Origin of the sequence: Dyella sp. 2YAF14 (genome assembly GCF_052114725.1) — a bacterium.
Lineage (GTDB): Bacteria > Pseudomonadota > Gammaproteobacteria > Xanthomonadales > Rhodanobacteraceae > Dyella.
On the sequence record NZ_JBFRFH010000007.1, the window covers coordinates 60020 to 79554 of the forward strand.

Below are 19535 nucleotides of genomic sequence, written 5' to 3' on the forward strand. Positions count from 1 at the left end.
CGTGCGAGGTTTTCGCATAAGCCTTGCCACAAGAAGGACACTGCCATTCAGGGGCAGAAGAGCCCGGGCCCCTTTGATGGCCACAGGCCCGACATACGGTCTCCATTCCCTCTCCATCCATAGATTTACCTTATTGAGAGAAAGCTGGGGTCAGAGTGCACTTCTCCCGACCGCTTGCATGGAAAGTCCACTCTGACCCCAGTTTTGCCTTCGTAATCTGCATGACACACGCTGACACAATCAATTCAGCGCTATGTTGCAGCCCCGGGGCCACAGCCCGCAGCCCCGGTCTGCTCGTTCTACCTGCGTTTAGTGGATAGCGGTATAGCTGGCCGGAATCCAGGTATAGCTGTTATTGCCGGTAGCGCGGATGTGGCCCACGCCGGGGAACGACAAGTGGGCGCCGGCGATCCAGTACCCTTGCTTGGCAGCGTCGGCCAACAGCTTCAGACGGGCTGCCTCGGCAGATTTGTTGTCCGCATCGAAATGAATGGTGACGGTGGGTTGGGCAAATTGCACCGCGCCCACGTGAATCACATCGCCCCAGGCCAGCAGCTTCTGGCCTTCGCTCTCGATCATGTAACCCGCGTGTCCCGGTGTGTGGCCGGGCAGGGGCACGGACTTGATGCCAGGCAACAACTCCGCAGCGCCATCAAACGGCTTGTACCTGCCGGAATCCACATATGGCTTGAGTGCGGCCTGGGCACCTTGGAAGAAGCCCTTGTCATCCTTCCCGGCCTTATCCAGGTTGGCCTGGCTCAGCCAGAAATCGCCTTCGCGTTTGTCGGCGCGCACGAGCGCGTTGGGGAACACGGCCTTGCCGTTGGCCACCAGGCCGCCAATGTGATCCGGGTGCATGTGGGTGATGTAGATTTCATCCACCTGCTCAGGGGTGTAGCCCGAAGCCTTCAGCGCATCGACCATCTTGCCCAGGTTGGGGCCAAACAGTGCGCCTGCGCCGGTATCGATCAGTACGAGTTTGTCGCCGGTATTGATCAGAAAGGCGTTGAAGTTCATCTCGTAGGGCATGCTGATGTAGTTCGCCGCGAGAGCCTTCTTCACCTGCTCAGGCGTAGTCTGTGTCAGCAACTGGTCGACGGGCAACGCCGTCGTGCCATCGGAGAGCGCGGTGACTTCGAATTTTCCGAGCATGAAACGGTAGTACGCCGCACCGGACTTCCTGATCTGCGGCGCCGCCGCCTGCGCCTGCTGCACTGGCGCTGCCACGGCACCCAAGCCAAGGATCACGGCCATTGCAAGGCCGGCACGCATCAACACACCCGAAGATTTCATTATCGTGACCTTATTGTTTGCAGGAGAGCAACATGGGTACCTCGCGGCGTTGCACCGTCGAGGCAGGGAGAAAATCGAGGTTTCACATTCTGGACTGGATGGTCCACAATGCACCCACACGCTGTCAAGGTGATGACGTCATGCCAAAAACCATGTCCCGCGCTGGCCGACCTCGATCGTTCGATCAACAGGTGGCTCTAGGTGACGCCCTGGGCGTGTTCTGGCGCAAAGGCTACGAGGCCACTTCGCTGGATGACCTCACCGAGGCAACCCAACTCAGCCGATCAAGTTTTTACGCAGCGTTTGGCTCAAAGCGTGAGCTGCTCCTGCATGCCTATCGGCGCTATGCCGATGCTTTCTACGCCGACATGAAGGCACTGGCGGATGAGCACGAGGATACCGACGACGCCTTGCGCGCCATGGTAAGAGCCCTGGTGGACACCCGGCCTGATGATCGTGGTTGCTTTTGCGTGAATGCCATCGTGGAGCTAGCCCCCAGCGACCCGGAGCTGGCTGAACTCGGGCGCGCGCATATCCAGCGTATGTGCGCACTGCTGGAAGAACTCATCACGCAACGCGGCACCCGGCGGCCAATGGCGCGTGCCCAAGCGGCGACGCTGATGACATTGACTATGGGCAGCGCGGTGTTTCGCAAAGCCAGTGTCGCCGAGGACACCCTCAAATGGGTGCAAAAGCAGGCCCTTGGTTTGCTTGACCTTACTTAAGCCGGACGCACTCGTCCGATGAACTGACTCGTCTTTACCCTTGGTATGGCAAATACGAGATTAGCGATATTTCGACATTTGAACGCTCTGGACGAACGGTTTTCGAGGCTGTCCGAGTATTGCGGCAGGTCGTCGAGTGCAGTGCCTATGGTGTATCTTTTTTTTCTATGGCAACGAAGTATCCAGTTTGCTTCTCGACATACTGTATCGCCTGGATGAGATCCCTTATTGAATAGATGGGGTCGCAGCACACGTCGCCAGCAACGGCCAGAACCATCGTCAAATTTGAGCCGAGCCAGATCCATCCAGCCATGCTCCCTCCGATGCTCGCGCCAGATTCGCCTTCGCGTATCCGTTTCGGGTCGGAAGCGAATCTGACGCACCGCCTGATTTCTGGTTGTACCTGACTCCGCTTCGAGTCCAGAGCGGAGGTTTCCCCAACGCTCGTCAGTACTCGTGAAACCCATCAAATCGGGTCGTCGATCGACTTGGCGAGCTCAGTGAAAAGTTTTGGGCCGGTCTCGGTCATGTGCCAGCAGTCTTCCAGGCGGATGCCGAATTCGCCGGGAATGTAGAGCCCCGGCTCGTCGGAGAAGCACATGCCCGCCGCCAGCGGCGTGGCGTCGCCATGCACGAGGTAGGGCGACTCGTGGCCGTCCAGGCCGATGCCGTGGCCGGTGCGATGCGGAAGGCCGGGAAGCTTGTAGCCGGGGCCCCAGCCTTCCTTTTCGTAGTAGGCGCGCACGGCATCGTCGATGGCGCCCACCGGGGAGCCCAGCTTGGCGGTGGCCAGCGCAATCTCCTGGCCGCGCTTGACGGTATCCCAGACCTTGCGCTGTTTCGCGGTCGGCTTGCCCATCACCCAGGTGCGCGAGATGTCCGATTGATAGCCGTGCACGGCGCAGCCCACATCCATCAGGATGACCGAACCCTCGTGCAGGGTCTGCGGCTGGCGCGAGCCGTGCGGATAGGCGCTGGCCTCGTTGATCAACACCAGGGCAAATTCCGGCGCGCCGCCCAGGGCCTCGGTGGCGGCGTTCATCATGGTGGCGATCTCGTCGGGGCGCATGCCGGCGCGAACGTGGCCATGGACGTAGCGCAGCGCGGCCAGGGTGACGTCGTTGGCGGTTTGCATCAGCGCGAGTTCGGCCGGGGATTTGATCAGGCGCACGGCCCTCACCAGCGCGTCGCCGGAAACCACGGTGTAAGCGCCGGCGCTTGCGTCGCGCACACCATCGACGATGAACAGTCGCGTGGTGGCTTCGAAGGCAATCGGGCCGGAGGTCACGCCGCGGTCGCGCAGTGCGCCGACCAGGCGGGCAAACGGACTTTCATGCTCGTTCCACGGCCGCACATCGTCGCCCACGGCCAGGGTCTCGCGGATCGAGGGCTCTTCGAAGGCCGGGGTCACGACGACGATGTCGCCCCGGGCCGGAATCACCGCAGCCGTCGTACGCTCCGAGCGATGCCACTGGATGCCGGTGAAGTAGTCCAGGCTCGAGCCCGACTCCAGGATCAAGGCGCCGATCTTCTGCTCGACCATCAGCTTTTGCAGCCTGGCGATGCGTGAGCGTCGCTCCTCAACTGTAATTGGCTTGGCGCCGCCGGTGATGGACGTCAATCCGGCCAGCCCGGTGGGGGCGGCTTGCGCGGCAGGCGCGGCCTGCGCCGAGCGGCCGGCCAGCATAAGGGTGGACGCAGCAGCGGTGGCGGCTACAGCTCCTGTGAGAAAGTCGCGACGACGCATGAAAACTCCGGACCGATACCAAGGATGCCTCGCAGTATGAGGCCGGAGTTGGCGACGCGACTACTGTCCGGCGTGGTGTCAGATAGCATTTGCGCCATCACCACGACCTGGTTCACCATGCGGCGTTGCTCTACGCCTGCGCTCTACGCCATGCCCCTCGCGCAGGCTCGCGCCGCAAGAGCCTGACGCGCATCGTCGCCCGCCGTGAGCATTGCGTATGAACGCGCATCGATGTCATGCGTTCGCGACGGATCGAATTCGGACGTCCATCTCGTTTCATCCAGTGGCTGATGGCCGACTGTCATGGGAGCGATGTCGCATCTGTCGGTCATGCCCCATGCATACGGGCAGCGAGCCGCTCGTTGCCGGCCAGAGGCCCGGCAGTCATCCCATCCCTGCCGCTGTCGACGCGGCGCGTTTAGGTGTTTTTACCTACCTCGTATCGGTAGTACCACAGAGGCGACGTTCGCCTGCCTATGGTTGGATAGCGGCGTTCTGCACCCACGAGCCGTGCAGCAAGATGGTTTCCGACTGGAGGCATGGTCATGTCCAGAGCACTTCCACTTTTCTCGGTGACTCTGGTGTTGTTGGGCGCAGGAGGCCTGGCGCACGCCTGTCCGTCGACCGATGCTCAAGCGGGATCGCCTCAAGTCCCGGCCCCTGCTCACGCCAGTGAACTGAAGGGCACGCCTGAGGGCACGATGATGACCAAGGAGTATGTCCAGGCCATCGGTCGCATGGCGTACATCTGGGGTTGGCCGCTGGTCAACAACTACAACCGGTCGCTCGCGCTGGCCAAGCTTCCCGGACCCGGCCGCAATGGCGGCATCCTCCCCGTGTCGCCTCCGGGCGCCATCAGCATGCTGACCGACTATCTCAAGGCGGATCAGAAGTTCATCACCTGCCCGAACCAGGACACCGTCTACGGCTCGGGGTATCAGCATCTCGATACGCTGCCGGTCGTCGTTCAAGTGCCCGATTTTGGCGACCGCTTCTATGTCTACCAGATCGCCGATGCGCGAACCGACTCTTTCTGTACGATCGGCAAACAATACGGCACCAAGCCTGGCTTCTATTTGCTGGCAGGCCCCAACTGGAAAGGCCAGGTACCCAAGGGCATCACCGGAGTTTGCCGGTCAACCACGGATCTGGCGGTCGTATTGCCGCGCGCCTTTATGGACGACACGCCCGAGGATAAAGCGGCCATACAGAAAACGCTGAGCCAGATCATGGTCTATCCGCTGGACAAGTTCGACGGCAAGATGAAAACCATCGACTGGCACAAGACGCCCGATTACCCCGCGCCGCCAAGCAGCGGAGCGGGCGAAATCCAGTGGGTCGTTCCGGAGAAGTTCTTCGACGAGCTGCCTGTCGTGATGAAGCAGATTCCCCCGCAACCGGGTGAGGAGTCACTGTACGCCTCGATCCAGTCGGTGCTGGATGCCGCCGCCAAAGATCCGCAGCTCAAGCAGGCGCTGGTGCAGACCGCCGTGGCCTCAGAGAAGGAAATCATTGCGCCGCTGTTCGAGTTCCGTAACAACGGTCGTCCAGTGGGCAACGGCTGGACCTCGCCGCCCAATGGCGCCAACTGGGGCGTGGATTATCTGTCGCGCACCGCAACGGCCAAGTCGAACATGTACGACAACGCGCCGCAGGAAACGCGATACATCTACACCGATTTCGACGCCAAGGGCATCAGGCTCAATGGCGCAGGCAACCATGCGTATACGATCACCTTCCCCAAGGGCCAGACGCCGCCGGTAAAAGGGTTCTGGTCGTTGACGATGTACAACAAGCACCACTTGTTCGAGCCCAATGCGCTCAATCGCTATTCCCTGGGCACCAAGAGCCGGGACCTCAAGACCAATGCCGATGGATCGCTCACCCTCTATGTCCAGCACGCCTCTCCCGGCAAGGACAAAGAGAGCAATTGGCTGCCCGCCCCGGCGGATGACTTCTCGCTCTACATCCGCGCCTATTGGCCCGACGCCGCCATCACCAATGGCACGTGGAAGCCGCCCTCGGTGTTGAAGACGCCCTAGCCGCCAGCCTCACAGCTCCTTCAAGGCCGGCGGAAAGTAGCTGCGATCAGCCACAGCACCCTTGGGTCGATAGAAGCGGAAGGTCAGGCTGTAGCCTGTTCCCTTCGGCGTGGGGATCCAGTTGCCATCGGGTGCGCCGCTTGGCTTGGCGGCGCCAAAATACAATGTCAGTGAGCCATCCTTGCCGTAGCTCAGCTTGGAAAAATTGCTCAGCAGATAGCGTTTGAGTGGATTGGGAAGAACACGGCGATGGCCCGAATCCACCGCAATGACTGACCAGAAGTACGTCGCGTAGAGCGTCGGCAGCTGCTCCTTCTCAAAGCGCAACGCGTAGGAGTGATCGCCATTGAGCGGCTTGCCCGAAGGATCGATAAAGGCCTTGTAGTAAATCACCTCTTCATAGCTGTTGGCCCAGATGCCGCCAAGGTTGACTAAGGTACGCAGCAACCAGTTGCTGCCATACACACCGATCGTTGTGGGCAGCGCCCAGCCATCTTTTACCGTGCCATCGCCGAGCGTTGGCGAGGCCTTGTAGATCGCAGGAATCGCTTGCTGGCGAATCACCTGATCGACATGCTGACGCACGCTCGCATCCTTGATCGCCCTGGCAACGGCGCGCGTACTCGCCTGTAGCCTGTCCATGCCCGGGTTGATATCGGCGGCGCTATCCAGCGCCACGGTGGCCGAGTCGAATGCTTCTACGCCTGGCAACTTTTCGATGTCGAACCTGACCGTCTTTGGCACCTCGGGCGCGGCAGGGTGACCGCTGGTGCGGATGTTGAACTTCTTCTGCAGCACCACGGCCTCGTCCGGCGTTGCTCCCAGTTCAACGCGGGAAAGCACGCGCAGCACTTTGGCGGACACATCCACACGCTGCGTCGTTGACGGCAGCTGGACCACGGCGCCCTTCAGGCACACGGCAAACTCACCATCAGGACGCTGCGGATAAACGCGTTCATTGATGTTCGCCAGGGTCTCACCCCAGCCGTTGAGGAACTGCACGGTGTAGTAGCGGTCTTTCACCTTCGGCACCGTGATCAAGGCGCAGCTCTTCTCATCGATGGCCACCCAGGCTTCCGAATAAGCGACATCAAGATTGGGGTTGGGCCAGTCCACCTCACCCACCTTGCGGTGGACGAGTTGGTTCCACTGAAAGCCGTTGCTGAAGTCCGCCTGCTCCTGGTTGAGCACCAGCAGTCGACTGAGCAGATAGATATAGCTATCGCTGATGTCCTGGTCGTTCGGCACGGGCGTTGGCGTCTGCCCATGGGCCATTGCGGCAACGAACGCCGCCAGAGCAACACTCAGGTACCGCGCATAAGCTTTCATGACCGTTCCCCATTGGCACCGCAACAGCGTGCACTGTCCCGGCCGGTCATTTCGACAGCAAACGTACGGTTTTTTGGCGCGTATTTTTACTTATCGTCGATGCTGGAAGTACGGCGGCTTGCGCCACGATGCCTCCTCTCTCAAACCGAGAATGGCGCATCGCCCTCCAGCATCCGTTGCTCAAGACGCGGCGACTGACCCTTTTCCCACAGCGATACGCGATGCTGCACGCGATAGACCAGCGGGCCGCCGTCTTCGCGATCACTGCGCTCAAGGGGTCGCGGCAGGCAGACGAACTGCGTCTCCAGCGCATGGCCTGACGCCCGCACGACGGCATAGCCGTGCCCACCCATATCGACGAAAGCCAGATGGGGCGCGTTGTCGGTATTCGTCATGGCACGCGCTTTTGCCAGGTCGCCGCTCTTGGCGTACTCCAGACAGGACCGAACGCCGTGGCGAAGCAGCATGTTGATGGTCGGCGCCGGCTTGTCCACGCCCGGCCTGTTGGCAAGGAACAAGGGGCGCAGCGGATGATCTTTGGGGAAACTGTGCTCCATCGCCTCCACCATGCCAGGCGCGGAGATCGAACCGACCACGAAGGCCACACCCACCGGTTCGAAGGCTTGAGGCGGCAACGACTTCGCAGCCAGCCCGGCCCAGAAACTGTGGCGGTCGCCGGCGACGGTCGCAAATCCGGTAATGCCTTCGCGCGCGACAAAATCGTAGATCTCGGCGCGCTCGACATAGGCGCTGCCATGGTCGCCACCGCCGAATCCTGCATACCCGGCGCCCGGCCACGGCCTGGTCAATCCGGCAGGCAAGTTCTGCGGGTCAGCGCGCATATCAAGCGTGGCGGTGGTATTGCCCCAGATCTTCCAGGTCGCGTCCGACATCTTCAACTGCTGGAGAAACCAGGTTTTCTGCCTGGCACCCAGGATGGTCTGGGCGGGCTTGTCGCGCCAGAAGTTGTCCACGTCGTGGCCATCGTAGCGAATCGATGGAGGCGGGTTTCCGTGGTTGTAGGTGCGCCCGGCGTCGAGGATCTCCTGCACTTCCTGCGGAATGAACTGAGGGAAGTCCTTGCTTGAGAAAACCTTGGCCTCCGGTCGGCCAACGGGCTCTTCGGAGCGATAGCTACGCTGATCGGTAATGACCAGATCCACATGCTTGCCCCAGCGCAGCGCACGGTAGCCGGTGAGGCTGGCCAGTGCGACCAGATTGTTCGCTTCCAGACCCAGCCCTGCATCATCGTAGTGTTCGATGGGTGCATCCACGACACTGGGCGCAGTGAACCATTCGAGCGATTCACCCGGTGTCTTGACGCGAGCGGGATGGAACTCGAACCACGCCTGGTTGGCGGCAACTTTGCGTGTCTGCGCGGGCCGTGTCTTGCCATCGAATTTCTGCAGACTCTGCCAGCCTTGCCAGCTGAACTCGTGGTTGTCCCAGATCGACACAAAGGGAAAGCGTGCCCGGGCGTCCTGCACATCCGGGTCGCGCAGGTAGGCACGGTAGACCGCGCGATAGTCGTCCACCGTGGTCGGCACATGGAAGTCGTCTATTTTTTCGCCGTGCGCGTAGCGAACGACATCCCGGATGCGCCGGTCGTACATGCCTTGCGGCCGGTCTTCCGGATACCACACGAGTTCGTAAATGAAATCGCCAAGGTGAAGTACGAACCCGAGACGATCCTCCGGAGCGGCACGCTCGTCTTCATAAATCATCCGCCGGTATGCATTCTGTGCGCCCACATTCGCGTTCTGGCATGAAACGAAGGCGAAGCGTACGGGGCGCTCGTCCGATTCTTCGGGTGCGGTCAGCGTGCGGCCGATGCGGCTGCCATGGCCCTCGCTGTCCGTGAAGCGATACCAGTATTCGCGCGCGGGCTTCAGTCCGCCGATCAGCACGCGGCAAGTCCAATCGGACGCGATCGATACCCGCGCCTTGCCACTGGCGACGACGCGCTCAAAGGCAGCGTCTTCGGCCACTTCGACCTGAAGTGTCCAGCGCTTGCGGGCATCGGCGGAGGGATAACGCGTCCAGAGCATCACGCTCTCGGCCGTGGGATCGCCGGAGGCGACGCCTTCGGGGTATCGCTCTGTGCATGGGCGCCACGCCACACTCGACTTCGCAAACATCGGCCTGCACCAGATGGCCGCCGCGCCGAACGCGGCAGCAGCTGCGAGAAACTGACGTCGAGTGAGCTGCATCATGATGTGTGTCTCAATGATGGATGCCGCGAGCCATGATCCAGGCAGCCTCTGGACGGCTCGGCATGGCATGGCATGGCGGCTGGCAGCATATCGACCGGGGCGGTCAGCGACCCGTGTCGATGGACATATGACCCATGACCTCCCCTGCCCGTCCCCCGAGCGGCAGTTTTTCTTCACGAGCTTTGCCGCTGGCGTGATCCCTGAACGCCCACTAGGCTTGGCATGGCTCACGGTCGAGGCCATACAGGCCTTCGGCCACCGCAGCTCCCACTCAGGCATGCGTGATCCCATGACTCGTCCGACAACCACGTTGGGACTGCTTGGCGATACGGCGTCGCGCGACTACGCGGACAAACTCCGGCTGTTCAACGCCTTCGCCGCACCGGAAATACGCCAGGCCATCGCGAGTCTGGCGCTGAAGCCCGGCATGCGCATACTCGATGCAGGCTGTGGCACGGGCGAGGCACTGGCATGGCTGGCGGACGACGTCGGCCCTGACGGCGCCGCGATCGGCATGGACCTGGCGACACCACACGTCAGGGCGGCGCACAGCACGGCCGCCAAGAGCGGCTCACTGCTGCTGCAAGGAAACATTCTGGCGCTACCGATGGTGGCGGCCAGTGTTGACCTGGTCTGGTCAGTGAACGTGATCAACCATCTCCGCTCGCCGGTTGCGGGCCTGCAAGCCCTGATGGCTCTGGTTCGCCCTGGCGGGCGCGTTGCGCTTGGTCAGAGCTCGCTCTTGCCCGACATGTACTTCGCCTGGGATTCCCGCCTGGAGCGCCTGGTCAACGAGGCCGTTCGGCAGTACTACCGTGACCGATACCAGCTGGACGAGCGCGACCTCACCTCCATCCGCGCCATCGCCGGCCTGCTGCGCCAGGCCGGATTGCGGGACGTGCATGTGCGCACCTTCATGATCGAACGCCTCGCCCCCTTGCGGCTGGAGGACGAGAACTACCTGCTGAATGCCATTTTTCGCGGCACCTGGGGCTCGCGGCTGCAAGCGTATTTGTCGAGCAGCGATCATGAAGAAGTGATGCGCCTGTGCGACCCCAACCATCCCGACTATGCGTTGCGCCGCCCCGATTTCCACTTTCTCCAGAGCTTCACATTGGCCGTTGGCGTGGTCTGATTTCCGTAAAGCGCAAGCCGACGGAGCAGTTCAAGCCGCGCCCAAACCGGAGGGATAGAGCATGAGCTACGCCACCGTTTGGGAGTTCCTGGTACCCGAGGATCAACGGACGGCTTTTGAAACAGCCTATGGCCCCGACGGTCCGTGGGCTCAGCTGTTTGCGCGAGCCCCTGGCTTTCTTGAAGTAAGACTGCTCCGCAGCCGCGAACATGCGGGCCGATACCTCACCATGGACCGCTGGCAGACCGCCGCTGCGTTTGAGACCTTCAAGAAGCGTTTCGCCGGGGAATATCACGAGCTGGACAGCGCACTGGAAGGCCTTGCCTCTTCCGAAGTGCCCGTCGGCTCATTCGATGAAATCCCCCCGATGGCGCCATAAGGGACGGCGGCGACACAATCGCTTCACCCGCCCTGAGGCCACGGCTTCATGGCCTCCACGGCGTCGGTCAGTAGACCCAGGGAACAAGGCGTTTGGTGCGTACCGCGTACTGATGAAATGCGTCGCCAAACGCCTCGGCCAGCGCCGCTTCCTCTTCCTTGATGCGATAGAGATAGAGGCACGTAGTGAGGCTCACCATCACGATCACGCCAAGCCAGTTGCTCAAGGTCAGGGCAAAGCCGAAGAATCCAATCATGGCGCCCAGATAGCTTGGGTGGCGCACATAGGCGTACAGGCCTTCTTCCTTGAGTTGATGATCGCCGCGAATCGCCACGTTCGGTGTGTGGAACCGGCCCAACTGGGCGATGGCGAGTGAACGCACGGCGATGCCGATCAGCAGAACGACCAGTCCTGCCCATTGCAGGGCCACTGAGTTCAAGCTTCCCACCGCCCCGTAGGACAAGGCGATGCAGATGGCGAAGACCACCGGACCACCCATCATCAGCAACTTCAATGACCGGTGATCCCGATTCTCCGCCGTGCCCGTCTTCAGGCGAAAGACCGCGAAGGCATCGATGATCAACCACACGAAAAAAACGACCAGGCCCAGGTTGCGCACCATGTTCATGCCGTCTCCGCCTCTTGTGCCTGGATAAGAAGCGCGGACCGTCCACGCATCACACTGCGCTGGCCCCGCACCCCGCCAGCATCCTCCGTCGGACCTGGCCCAGCAAGTGAAAGCGATCCCGTTACTTCGTCTTCAGCGAAATTGGCCCGCTCGCTTCGCTGCTCGTGATCATGGCCTTGACGCACGCCTTGCAGTTACGCCACTTTCTCGACACTGGACCGAGTCATGCGACTGCCACCATGCGACGCGACATCGCCATCATTGTTTTTCCGGGATTTCAGCTGCTGGATGCGGCCGGCCCGGTCGCGGTATTCGAGATGGCCGATCGGTTTCGGCCGGACAGTTATGCGATTACCGTCCTGGCCCCCGGAGGCGGCGTCGTGCGCAGTTCGTCGGGGGTGAGCCTGGCGGCCTCGCCGATTGAACGCAAGCCGTTCGACACCGTGATCGTATCGGGCGGCAATCTCGCGCAGATCGAAGAGAACCAGGGCGACATCGTCAACTGGCTCGGCGACGATGCGTGGCGGCGAGCGGCGGGTGTCTGCTCCGGCGCGTTCTTTCTCGCGCAGGCCGGCTTGCTCGATGGCCGGCGCGCGACCACGCACTGGGCCGTCGCCGAGCGTTTCCGATTGCTCTATCCGCAGGTACGGCTCGATGCCGACCGGATGTTCGTCCGGGACGGCAACGTGTGGACCTCGGCAGGCATTTCCGCAGGCATCGACCTGGCGCTGGCGCTGGTCGAAGACGACTTCGGCCCTGGCATTGCGCGGCGCACGGCGCAGCAGCTCGTGGTGCACCAGCGACGACACGGCGGGCAGTCGCAGTACTCCGTGCTGGTGGACCAAGGTGGCAAGACCGGACGCTTCGGCGACCTGATCAACTGGATGCGCACACGCATTGCCGAACCGATGACGGTCGAGCGCCTGGCCGAGCGCGCCGCGATGAGTCCCCGCCATTTTGCCCGCGCCTTCTCGGCAGAAATCGGCGCGACGCCGGCAAAAGTCGTGGAAGGCCTGCGCCTGGAAGCCGCCCGCATCGCGGTCGAGACCAGCCACCTCACCCTGGACCACATCGCGGCATCCACGGGCTTCGGAGACGCGAGCCGCATGCGTCGCGCTTTCGTGCGCGCGTTCGGCATGTCACCACTGTCGCTACGCCGCAGCGCCGGCGGGTGATCGCCGCGGGCTACCACGACGCTTGCGATGCAAGGCGTTGCGCCCGATCCGAGATGGCCGTTTTTGTCCGGAAATTGTCCTTGTAGGCGCCGTTCGGAACACGCATAAAAGAGCGCCGAGAGTCCCCTGGCCAGGTGGCGAGCGCACCGACCCGCCCATGGCCGCTGTTCGATTCATCGCAGCCGCAGGCGTCATCACTTCTGCGGCCTGCACGAGAGCACCATCCACGTTCATGTGAGGATACGCATGCGCCTGATCCCCTTTCTTTCAGCATGTCTTGTGTGTTTCGCCGCCGCCCAGCCCGCCACGGCCGCAGCCGCACCGGTGGCTCCCACCACGCGACTCGACCATATCCTGCTGTGGGGCCGCGGGATCGACCAGGTCACGTCGGTCATGGCGGTCAAGCTGGGCTTTCAAGTCCGGCCAGGGCGCGACCCTGATGGCGTGGCCAATCGCTATATCCGCTTTTCGGATAGCAGCTTTATCGAATTGCTCGGCATCACACGGCCCAATCCCACGTTCGATCCGGGCATGAAAGAGGATCAGCAAGCATTGAAAGGCGGCCCCGGTTCACGCACGTTCGGCTTTCGCTCTTCGTCGCTCGATACGATCCACCAGTCACTGCAGTCGCTGCATTACGCCGTCACGCCATTTTTTTCCGGGCCCGATAGCGCCAAGCCAGGCTGGCGTCTGTTCGCCTTCGACCGCGCACCGCTGTCGAGCAACACCTTTTTCATCGACTACGCGGCTGGCTACGCACCCGATCAGTTCGACCCCGCCAATGCCGACGACTACCGCGTGACGCGCGAACACCCCAACGGCGCGCGCGAGCTTTCGTCGATATGGCTGGTATCGGGCGACGCCGATGCCGATCGCCGGCAGCTTGAGAAAATGGGTTACGGCAACGCAGTGCCGGTAAAGCTGGCCGCACTCGGCGCCAAGGGATTCTGCGTGCCCGTCGGCCCGACCGCGCTGCTGGCACTGCAACCCGACGGCGCTGGGCTGGCCCAGCAGACCATGGCGAGCGGCGGCCCACGCATCCTGGGCGTGAGCTTGGGGGTGAGTGATCTCGAACGTGCGCAGCGCTGGGTCGAGCGCGGCTACGAGCACAAGCTGGCGACTTATCGCGGCCTGTCCGGCGATTCCTTCCTGGCCCCCACGCAGGAAGACCTTGGCCTCTCCATCGAATTCCACGCGATACAGGCCGGCGGCTCGCCTTGTCCAGGCGCGCGGCTGTAGAGAGCACACGACCAGACACTGTTCGGGCATGGCGCAAACCTGGAGGGCTGCTTCGGACCGACAGCAGAAGCTCGATCGATACCGCGTTACTGCGCCAAGCGACTCGACGCCGTTCGTTTCGCTTGAACAGCCTCCCGCGACAGCCGGCCGTGCGCTGACATCACAGTTGCTTCTCAAAGAAGCTATCGGCATAGGGATCGTCGTTGAAGCGATCGATCTCTTTCCATCCCGTCTTGAGATAGAGCTGTTTTGCCTCAGGCAATGCGCGATTGGTATCCAGGCGGAGCGTTTTGATGGACAGCTCCCGCGCAATTCGCTCAGCCTGGGCCATCAGGCGCTTCGAAAGTCCGATGCCACGCGCAGAAGGCGCCACCCAGAGCCGCTTGATCTCCGCCACGCCGGGCCCGCCTCCCTTCAACCCCACGCAGCCAACAGGAAGATCGTCAGAGCAGGCGACCAGGAACGCGCCGCGAGGCCGCGTCATCTGCGCGGCGACCGGATCCCGCGAACGCGATACGTCGAAACCATGCTCGAAGCGACTGCTGATTTCCGCATAGTAGGCGCCGAGGCAGTAGGTGGCTGCCTCCCCTTTAGGGTCCGCCTCTTCAATGATGACGCGGTCGCGCCCAAGTACGCAGGCCACGAGATCCATGGCTGCCAACAGTTCGTCTGGCCGCGCGTGGCCGGCGAGCATCGCGTCGGCCTGGGTGTTGGAAAGCTTTTCGTACGCCCGAAATTCCGATCGCCCAGTCTTGGTCAGATGCACGACGCGGCGGCGCGCGTCCTGCGTACTCACCACCGTTTCGACCAGGCCTTCATCTTCAAGGCCGCGCAACAAGCGGCTCATCAAACTGGTTTCGACACCCAGGTACTCCCTGAGCACCGCGACGTCGGTTCGCCCGTGCCCAATGGCATTGATGACGCGAGCAGACCCCAGCGGCCGACCGCGTCCAAGAAAGGACTCGTCCAGCGCGCCGACTGCTGCCGTCACGGCCCGGTTGAAACGACGAACACGCTTGATGGCATCATCCATATACCTAACTTAGGTCAGGTAATTTACAACGTCAAGCGGACAGCCCCTCAAGGCAGGCTCCGGACGTCGTCCGCTTCGGTCGCAAGCAGACGATTGCCCGTCCAAGACTTATTCGCCCCGACGACACTCGTCAGGAAGTCGGCCAAAGCTATCTCGGATAAAAGTGTCTGCCCCATTCGAGAGCAAAAAATCCACCGTGTCCTCACGCCCGCCAGCATAGGCGTAGTGCGAAGCGGTAGACCATTCGAGTCGATGTAAGACATCGGATCTATCGGAACGCATGGGTCTTGATCAACATAGTTGACCAGATGGCTATACCGAGCCTGGACCTCGGCTATCTCTTCTGCGTTCATGRCTGACCCTGCCAAATCTTCACCAGCTTCCATCCTCAGCCTGACTGATGCGAAAAGCGTCCGTTTTTGCCTGCACACCATGGCCCGAAGCCGAAGCAAGATCATCTAAATTCATAGGTACGCACGGACCACGAATTTCGCGCGTTTGTTCGCCAGGCGCGCATGCCCAAGATGGTCATGCGCGCCAGGGAGTGATCAATGCGAAAGAATCCATCAGGAAAAGCAGCGCCAGGAAACAGGCAGGTCCAACCCGAAGCGCGACGCCGACTTTCAACCCTGTGTCACAAGACGATCAGCTTTTCGGGATGAACTTCGCGTAATCGACCCGCGCAAACTGAAGGTCTCGTCGCTGGTAAATGCGCATGTCGATGTCGTGGTGGTTAACGGTAAGCACGACAGGACTCGGCGCGTGACTCTTCATCTGCCCGACGAGTTGTCCCACCCAGCGCACCGGCTGCCCATCGATCCGCTCTATCTGGTCGGTGCTGTGCAATCCCATCCAACCGTCAGGCCGAACCTGGCTCACGAAAACCCGCTGGAATGCATCCGTCGTCAAGACGATGCGATGGCCTGCATCTTTCCAGACAAGAAAATTCCCGCTGTAGGACAAAGTACCGTCCTGGCCCGATGGACCGTCATCCGAAAAAGCCGGCATAGCCATCGCAAGCGCCGTGGATGCCACCAATGCAAGTGTCGAAGTCTTCATAGCGATACCTCTTCCTGAGCCGCTAAGGACAGTGGAAGCATCGCACTAGGAAGAATCACAGCCCGGGGGCTTCCACACATGGGAGTGCGCCAGTGAAACCAAGCCGGCAGCTACCGGCGCTGAAAAACTATAGCACCCGCCTTCCGCCGGCACTGCCTTCACAAAACCATCATGCAATCGGCTAGCGACCTGCAAAACCAGACTCTGTTTTCACCAGCTTTTGGCGTCTGCTTTGGGTCGAAAGCGGACCTTTCCATTCAAGCTACCAGATGTCCAATCGTGCGCTGCTGGCCAGGATATGGTCACCAACGGTCAGTCCGCCAGGATAGTAATCGTCCAGCTGCCTATCTAGGTCGATGGCCTTGGGCACTCGGGAGATGAAAGCGCCCCCTCTCGCCAGTCTCGAATCTGTTTCGATAAGACCCCCCTACTCTTCGGCTGGCTTACCACAGCGGCTATCGCAGCGGCAGCCTTCATTATGTTTGTTACATGGGGAACTGGTTCCTGTGTTGCGCACCGCACAGATGCCTGGACGCTTCACGTACATGCTGTGAGAACAGCAGGCATGCCTTCAGTGCGGCCGGGTCCCGTTTTAGCAGGGTGCCTTTGCAAAGGATATGGATTGAAGCCACGAATGGCCTGCATGGAGTAAATCATGGTCGATATCGCGGGTGTACATCTACAGGTCCACTACCGAGCTACCTATCGGGTCATGGATAAACAGACCCGATGGCGGGCCACTTTTCACTGGGGCAAGGAAGAAATCCGCCAAGAGGGCCAGTTGTTGGACGGCCAGTCAACGTACCCCACCTCTCGGACCCGCCTTCATATCTTCCTTCAGCGCTACATCGAATCCATGCCCTGGAGTGAAGAATTTGGCACGCAGATACGCTGAGGAGGTTCAACCTCCTTCCCACGAGCGGGGTTTGTCTTAAGTGGACATTGATGACCGGAACATGGCAGCCGGAGGGTTGGTCGGTGCATGGAACAATGCCTACCGAACCATTTGCTCATTTCTTTCTCAACGGCTTTACGAAGGGATTCACATGTGCCGGGCTCTGGCCGGTACGTCCGCGCGCGAAGAATTTGTCGAGACGATTCACAAACACTGCCCTGATCACTCTATGTGGTCTCCCGTACCGACTCATGCTCGCCACAAGCCCATGCTCGACCGACAGCATCGACGGCTCTAGCGCGACTCAACGTCCTGAGAAAGCGCGCAATCGCACGCACCTTGCTGTTGGCCTGTGGCATACCACGGGCTCCGCCTCCACCAAGGACAAAATCATGAAAACGAAAGTCGTTTTGGCAACATGAGCTGCGCTGGTACTTTCCGGTGTCGCGATGGCTGCACAAGCCCAACCTATTGGCCAAAGTTCGGGAGACACCGTTAAAACGGTTCAAACCACGACAACCGTGCAGCATATCAACGGTCGCAACGAAGTTTGGTACAAAGAGGGAGGTGTTGTACCTGCCGAGTACCGCGGCGATACGTATGCCGTGCAGCAGTGGAAGAACGAGCACCTGAATGAACCTGTTCAGGGTTCCCACTGGATACGCGGCGACAATGGCGACTTCCTGCTAGTTGATAACAATTCCGGCATGATCACCAGCATCAGTCGTCAGCACTAATTGACATGTCAGTTGCGACTCCCGGCTTCCCGGACGGAGCGATCGATGTTCGGGTCGCCTGGAGGTAGGTTTCGTCGGGTTGGAACGGGCAAATCCGTTGACTGCCATCCATCGTTTTTCGCCGCACACGGGGGGGCGGAAAAGGAGGTGAGCCGCGCCAACGAGGCTCTCGCGCTGCCCTAGCGCCGACGCTTCCGCTTTGCCAGTGCGGCAAACATGACGGTTGTACCCACGAACCAGGCCAAGGTCCTAACAACGGGAAGTGCGCAAGCCGAAATCGAACCGACACGGCGTTGCAGTGCGATCGCACTAGTTATGCATCAATCAATGATTGACCGATTTTTGACCATGGCTTCGCACGGCGTGCTCCGCGCAGACGTGGTCACGATGCTGCTTTACCTTCTCGTGATGACTCAGCTCACGATTTTCACGGTGACGCTTTACCTCCACCGCAGTCAGACTCACCGGTCGGTGGATTTTCACCCCGCGCTCGCGCATGCCTTTCGATTCTGGAGCTGGCTAACCACCTCGATGGTGACTCGCGAATGGGTGGCGGTACATCGCAAGCATCACGCCCATGCGGACACTGAGCACGATCCGCATAGTCCTTACATTGCCGGTATCCACACCTTGCTTTGGAAGGGCACTGAGCTCTACACCATGGCGAGCCAGGACAAGCAATTGCTTGCCTCCTATGGCCGCGGCACGCCGGATGATTGGATCGAGCGCCATATCTACACGCCTCACTGCAACTGGGGTCCCACGCTATTGGCCGTGATAAGCCTCACCCTATTCGGCGTGGGCGGCATGGCTATTTGGGCCGTGGAGATGATGTGGATACCTTTCTGGGCTGCGGGTGTGGTCAATGGCATCGGACATTGGTGGGGCTATCGAAACTTCGAGACGCCAGACAAGTCCGCCAATGTTCTGCCTTTCGCAATCTGGGTGGGAGGCGAGGAGCTGCATAACAACCACCACGCCTTTCCCAGTTCGGCAAAATTCTCTGTGCGGCGCTTTGAATTCGACATTGGCTGGCTGGTTATCCAGGTGCTTGCCGCACTTGGACTGGCACGCGTCAGGCGGGTCGCCCACGTTGAGCGGTCACGAATGGACTATGGAGCGGCACGCCCTGTACCTCTTGCGCCACGGGTGAAGGTGATGACGGCGTTCTTTCGCAAGGTGACGCTGCCGGCGGTCAAAGACGAGATGCGCCGAAGCAAAAGTTCGCCGCTCTCCATGCGCTTGCACCGAGCGTTGGCTGATGGTGGACGATGGCTTTCTGCCGATGAGCGGGCCAACTTGAATGCGTGGATCAACGCCAGACCTTACCTTCGCACCATCTGTCAACTGCGAACCCAGCTGGCTGCGCTGATGGAATCGCGTAACACCGACCATACGGCAGAAGCGCTCACCGCATGGGTCAGCGCAGCTCAGGCCAGTGGTATAGATTCGCTCCAGCGGTTCGCCTTCTCACTGAGCGAAGGCCTGATCGCGCAGCGCGCTCCGCTTGGAGACAAGATTCAATGAAACCCGGTGCGAGGCCCAAAGTTGTCGACATACTGTGCCGGTTGTCGATGCCCACTCCAGGGCGTTCCATCTATCGCGCGACGTAGCCCCGATCGATCAGGATCACATAAACCAGAACCGATGACTCGGCCTGCGCGCGGCTGTCAAACGCGGCTCATCGCATTTCGATGAACTGCCGATGCAGTGGTGGGCGCGGCATTCTGGAGCCCCGCGTGATGAGTGGACCATGGGAGCTCGGCTCTGCCTATCAGCACCAAGGCTTCGTTAGGTCTGATGCCGGTCGAGATACGACATGGGCTGACGGCTCTTTGCGGGCACCGTACCCCTAGCTTGCAGTCCCAAGCCCCTCATCGCTCCTTTGACGGGACCGGAAGCCTGC

16 protein-coding genes are annotated in these 19535 nt (G+C 61.0%); 9 read left to right on the plus strand and 7 right to left on the minus strand.

Annotated elements, in window-relative coordinates:
• Window positions 1-309: 309 nt before the first annotated feature.
• Window positions 310-1293: an MBL fold metallo-hydrolase gene (locus AB4Y82_RS12440; RefSeq protein WP_441605298.1), complete on the minus strand. Its 984-nt coding sequence runs from the start codon at window positions 1291-1293 to the stop codon at window positions 310-312.
• Window positions 1294-1433: 140 nt separating this feature from the next.
• Here AB4Y82_RS12440 and AB4Y82_RS12445 point away from each other — a divergent pair, with 140 nt between their 5' ends.
• A complete protein-coding gene (locus AB4Y82_RS12445) occupies window positions 1434-2018 on the plus strand; it encodes a TetR/AcrR family transcriptional regulator (RefSeq protein ID WP_441605297.1) in 585 nt (194 codons plus the stop codon).
• Between the two features lie 466 nt (window positions 2019-2484).
• On the opposite strand, the gene AB4Y82_RS12450 is transcribed toward AB4Y82_RS12445, so the two are convergent.
• The gene (locus tag AB4Y82_RS12450) at window positions 2485-3765 is read right to left on the minus strand and encodes a M24 family metallopeptidase (RefSeq protein ID WP_441605296.1); all 1281 of its coding nucleotides are present in this window, start codon (window positions 3763-3765) and stop codon (window positions 2485-2487) included.
• 545 nt (window positions 3766-4310) lie between these two features.
• Between AB4Y82_RS12450 and AB4Y82_RS12455 the strand changes: the two genes are divergently transcribed.
• The gene (locus AB4Y82_RS12455; RefSeq protein WP_441605295.1) at window positions 4311-5807 is read left to right on the plus strand and encodes a DUF1254 domain-containing protein; all 1497 of its coding nucleotides are present in this window, start codon (window positions 4311-4313) and stop codon (window positions 5805-5807) included.
• 9 nt (window positions 5808-5816) lie between these two features.
• Here AB4Y82_RS12455 and AB4Y82_RS12460 read toward each other — a convergent pair whose 3' ends face one another.
• Together AB4Y82_RS12460 and AB4Y82_RS12465 are read right to left on the minus strand one after the other, a co-directional pair.
• Entirely contained in the window at window positions 5817-7136 is a 1320-nt protein-coding gene (locus tag AB4Y82_RS12460; protein ID WP_441605294.1) for a DUF1214 domain-containing protein, read from the minus strand.
• Between the two features lie 140 nt (window positions 7137-7276).
• Window positions 7277-9592, minus strand: a complete 2316-nt coding sequence (locus tag AB4Y82_RS12465; RefSeq protein WP_441611315.1) for an alkaline phosphatase D family protein — start codon at window positions 9590-9592, stop codon at window positions 7277-7279.
• A 46-nt stretch (window positions 9593-9638) separates the two neighbouring features.
• Here AB4Y82_RS12465 and AB4Y82_RS12470 point away from each other — a divergent pair, with 46 nt between their 5' ends.
• Both AB4Y82_RS12470 and AB4Y82_RS12475 read left to right on the plus strand, forming a co-directional pair.
• Window positions 9639-10484 carry a methyltransferase domain-containing protein gene (locus AB4Y82_RS12470; protein ID WP_441611317.1) on the plus strand — a complete coding sequence of 282 codons (846 nt, stop codon included), beginning with the start codon at window positions 9639-9641 and terminating at the stop codon, window positions 10482-10484.
• A 61-nt stretch (window positions 10485-10545) separates the two neighbouring features.
• Window positions 10546-10863, plus strand: coding sequence for an antibiotic biosynthesis monooxygenase family protein (locus tag AB4Y82_RS12475; protein WP_441605291.1), 318 nt, complete (start codon window positions 10546-10548; stop codon window positions 10861-10863).
• A 67-nt stretch (window positions 10864-10930) separates the two neighbouring features.
• On the opposite strand, the gene AB4Y82_RS12480 is transcribed toward AB4Y82_RS12475, so the two are convergent.
• Window positions 10931-11491 carry a methyltransferase family protein gene (locus AB4Y82_RS12480; RefSeq protein ID WP_441605290.1) on the minus strand — a complete coding sequence of 187 codons (561 nt, stop codon included), beginning with the start codon at window positions 11489-11491 and terminating at the stop codon, window positions 10931-10933.
• A gap of 239 nt (window positions 11492-11730) precedes the next feature.
• On the opposite strand from AB4Y82_RS12480, the gene AB4Y82_RS12485 reads away from it, so the two are divergent.
• On the plus strand, window positions 11731-12666 hold the full coding sequence (locus tag AB4Y82_RS12485; protein ID WP_441611319.1) for a GlxA family transcriptional regulator: 936 nt from the start codon (window positions 11731-11733) through the stop codon (window positions 12664-12666).
• A gap of 246 nt (window positions 12667-12912) precedes the next feature.
• Window positions 12913-13905, plus strand: coding sequence for a VOC family protein (locus tag AB4Y82_RS12490; RefSeq protein WP_441605288.1), 993 nt, complete (start codon window positions 12913-12915; stop codon window positions 13903-13905).
• A 160-nt stretch (window positions 13906-14065) separates the two neighbouring features.
• Here the strand turns inward: AB4Y82_RS12490 and AB4Y82_RS12495 are convergent, their stop codons facing one another.
• Both AB4Y82_RS12495 and AB4Y82_RS12500 read right to left on the minus strand, forming a co-directional pair.
• Window positions 14066-14938, minus strand: coding sequence for a GNAT family N-acetyltransferase (locus AB4Y82_RS12495; RefSeq protein ID WP_441605287.1), 873 nt, complete (start codon window positions 14936-14938; stop codon window positions 14066-14068).
• Between the two features lie 645 nt (window positions 14939-15583).
• Entirely contained in the window at window positions 15584-15997 is a 414-nt protein-coding gene (locus tag AB4Y82_RS12500) for a PDZ domain-containing protein (RefSeq protein ID WP_441605286.1), read from the minus strand.
• A gap of 655 nt (window positions 15998-16652) precedes the next feature.
• On the opposite strand from AB4Y82_RS12500, the gene AB4Y82_RS12505 reads away from it, so the two are divergent.
• From AB4Y82_RS12505 to AB4Y82_RS12515, 3 genes are all read left to right on the plus strand, one after another.
• Window positions 16653-16892 (plus strand): hypothetical protein, encoded by a 240-nt coding sequence (locus tag AB4Y82_RS12505; protein WP_441611321.1) that lies wholly within the window; start codon window positions 16653-16655, stop codon window positions 16890-16892.
• A 449-nt stretch (window positions 16893-17341) separates the two neighbouring features.
• Window positions 17342-17629 (plus strand): RcnB family protein, encoded by a 288-nt coding sequence (locus tag AB4Y82_RS12510; RefSeq protein WP_441611323.1) that lies wholly within the window; start codon window positions 17342-17344, stop codon window positions 17627-17629.
• 327 nt (window positions 17630-17956) lie between these two features.
• Window positions 17957-19156: a DesA family fatty acid desaturase gene (locus AB4Y82_RS12515; RefSeq protein ID WP_441611365.1), complete on the plus strand. Its 1200-nt coding sequence runs from the start codon at window positions 17957-17959 to the stop codon at window positions 19154-19156.
• Window positions 19157-19535 lie beyond the last annotated feature (379 nt).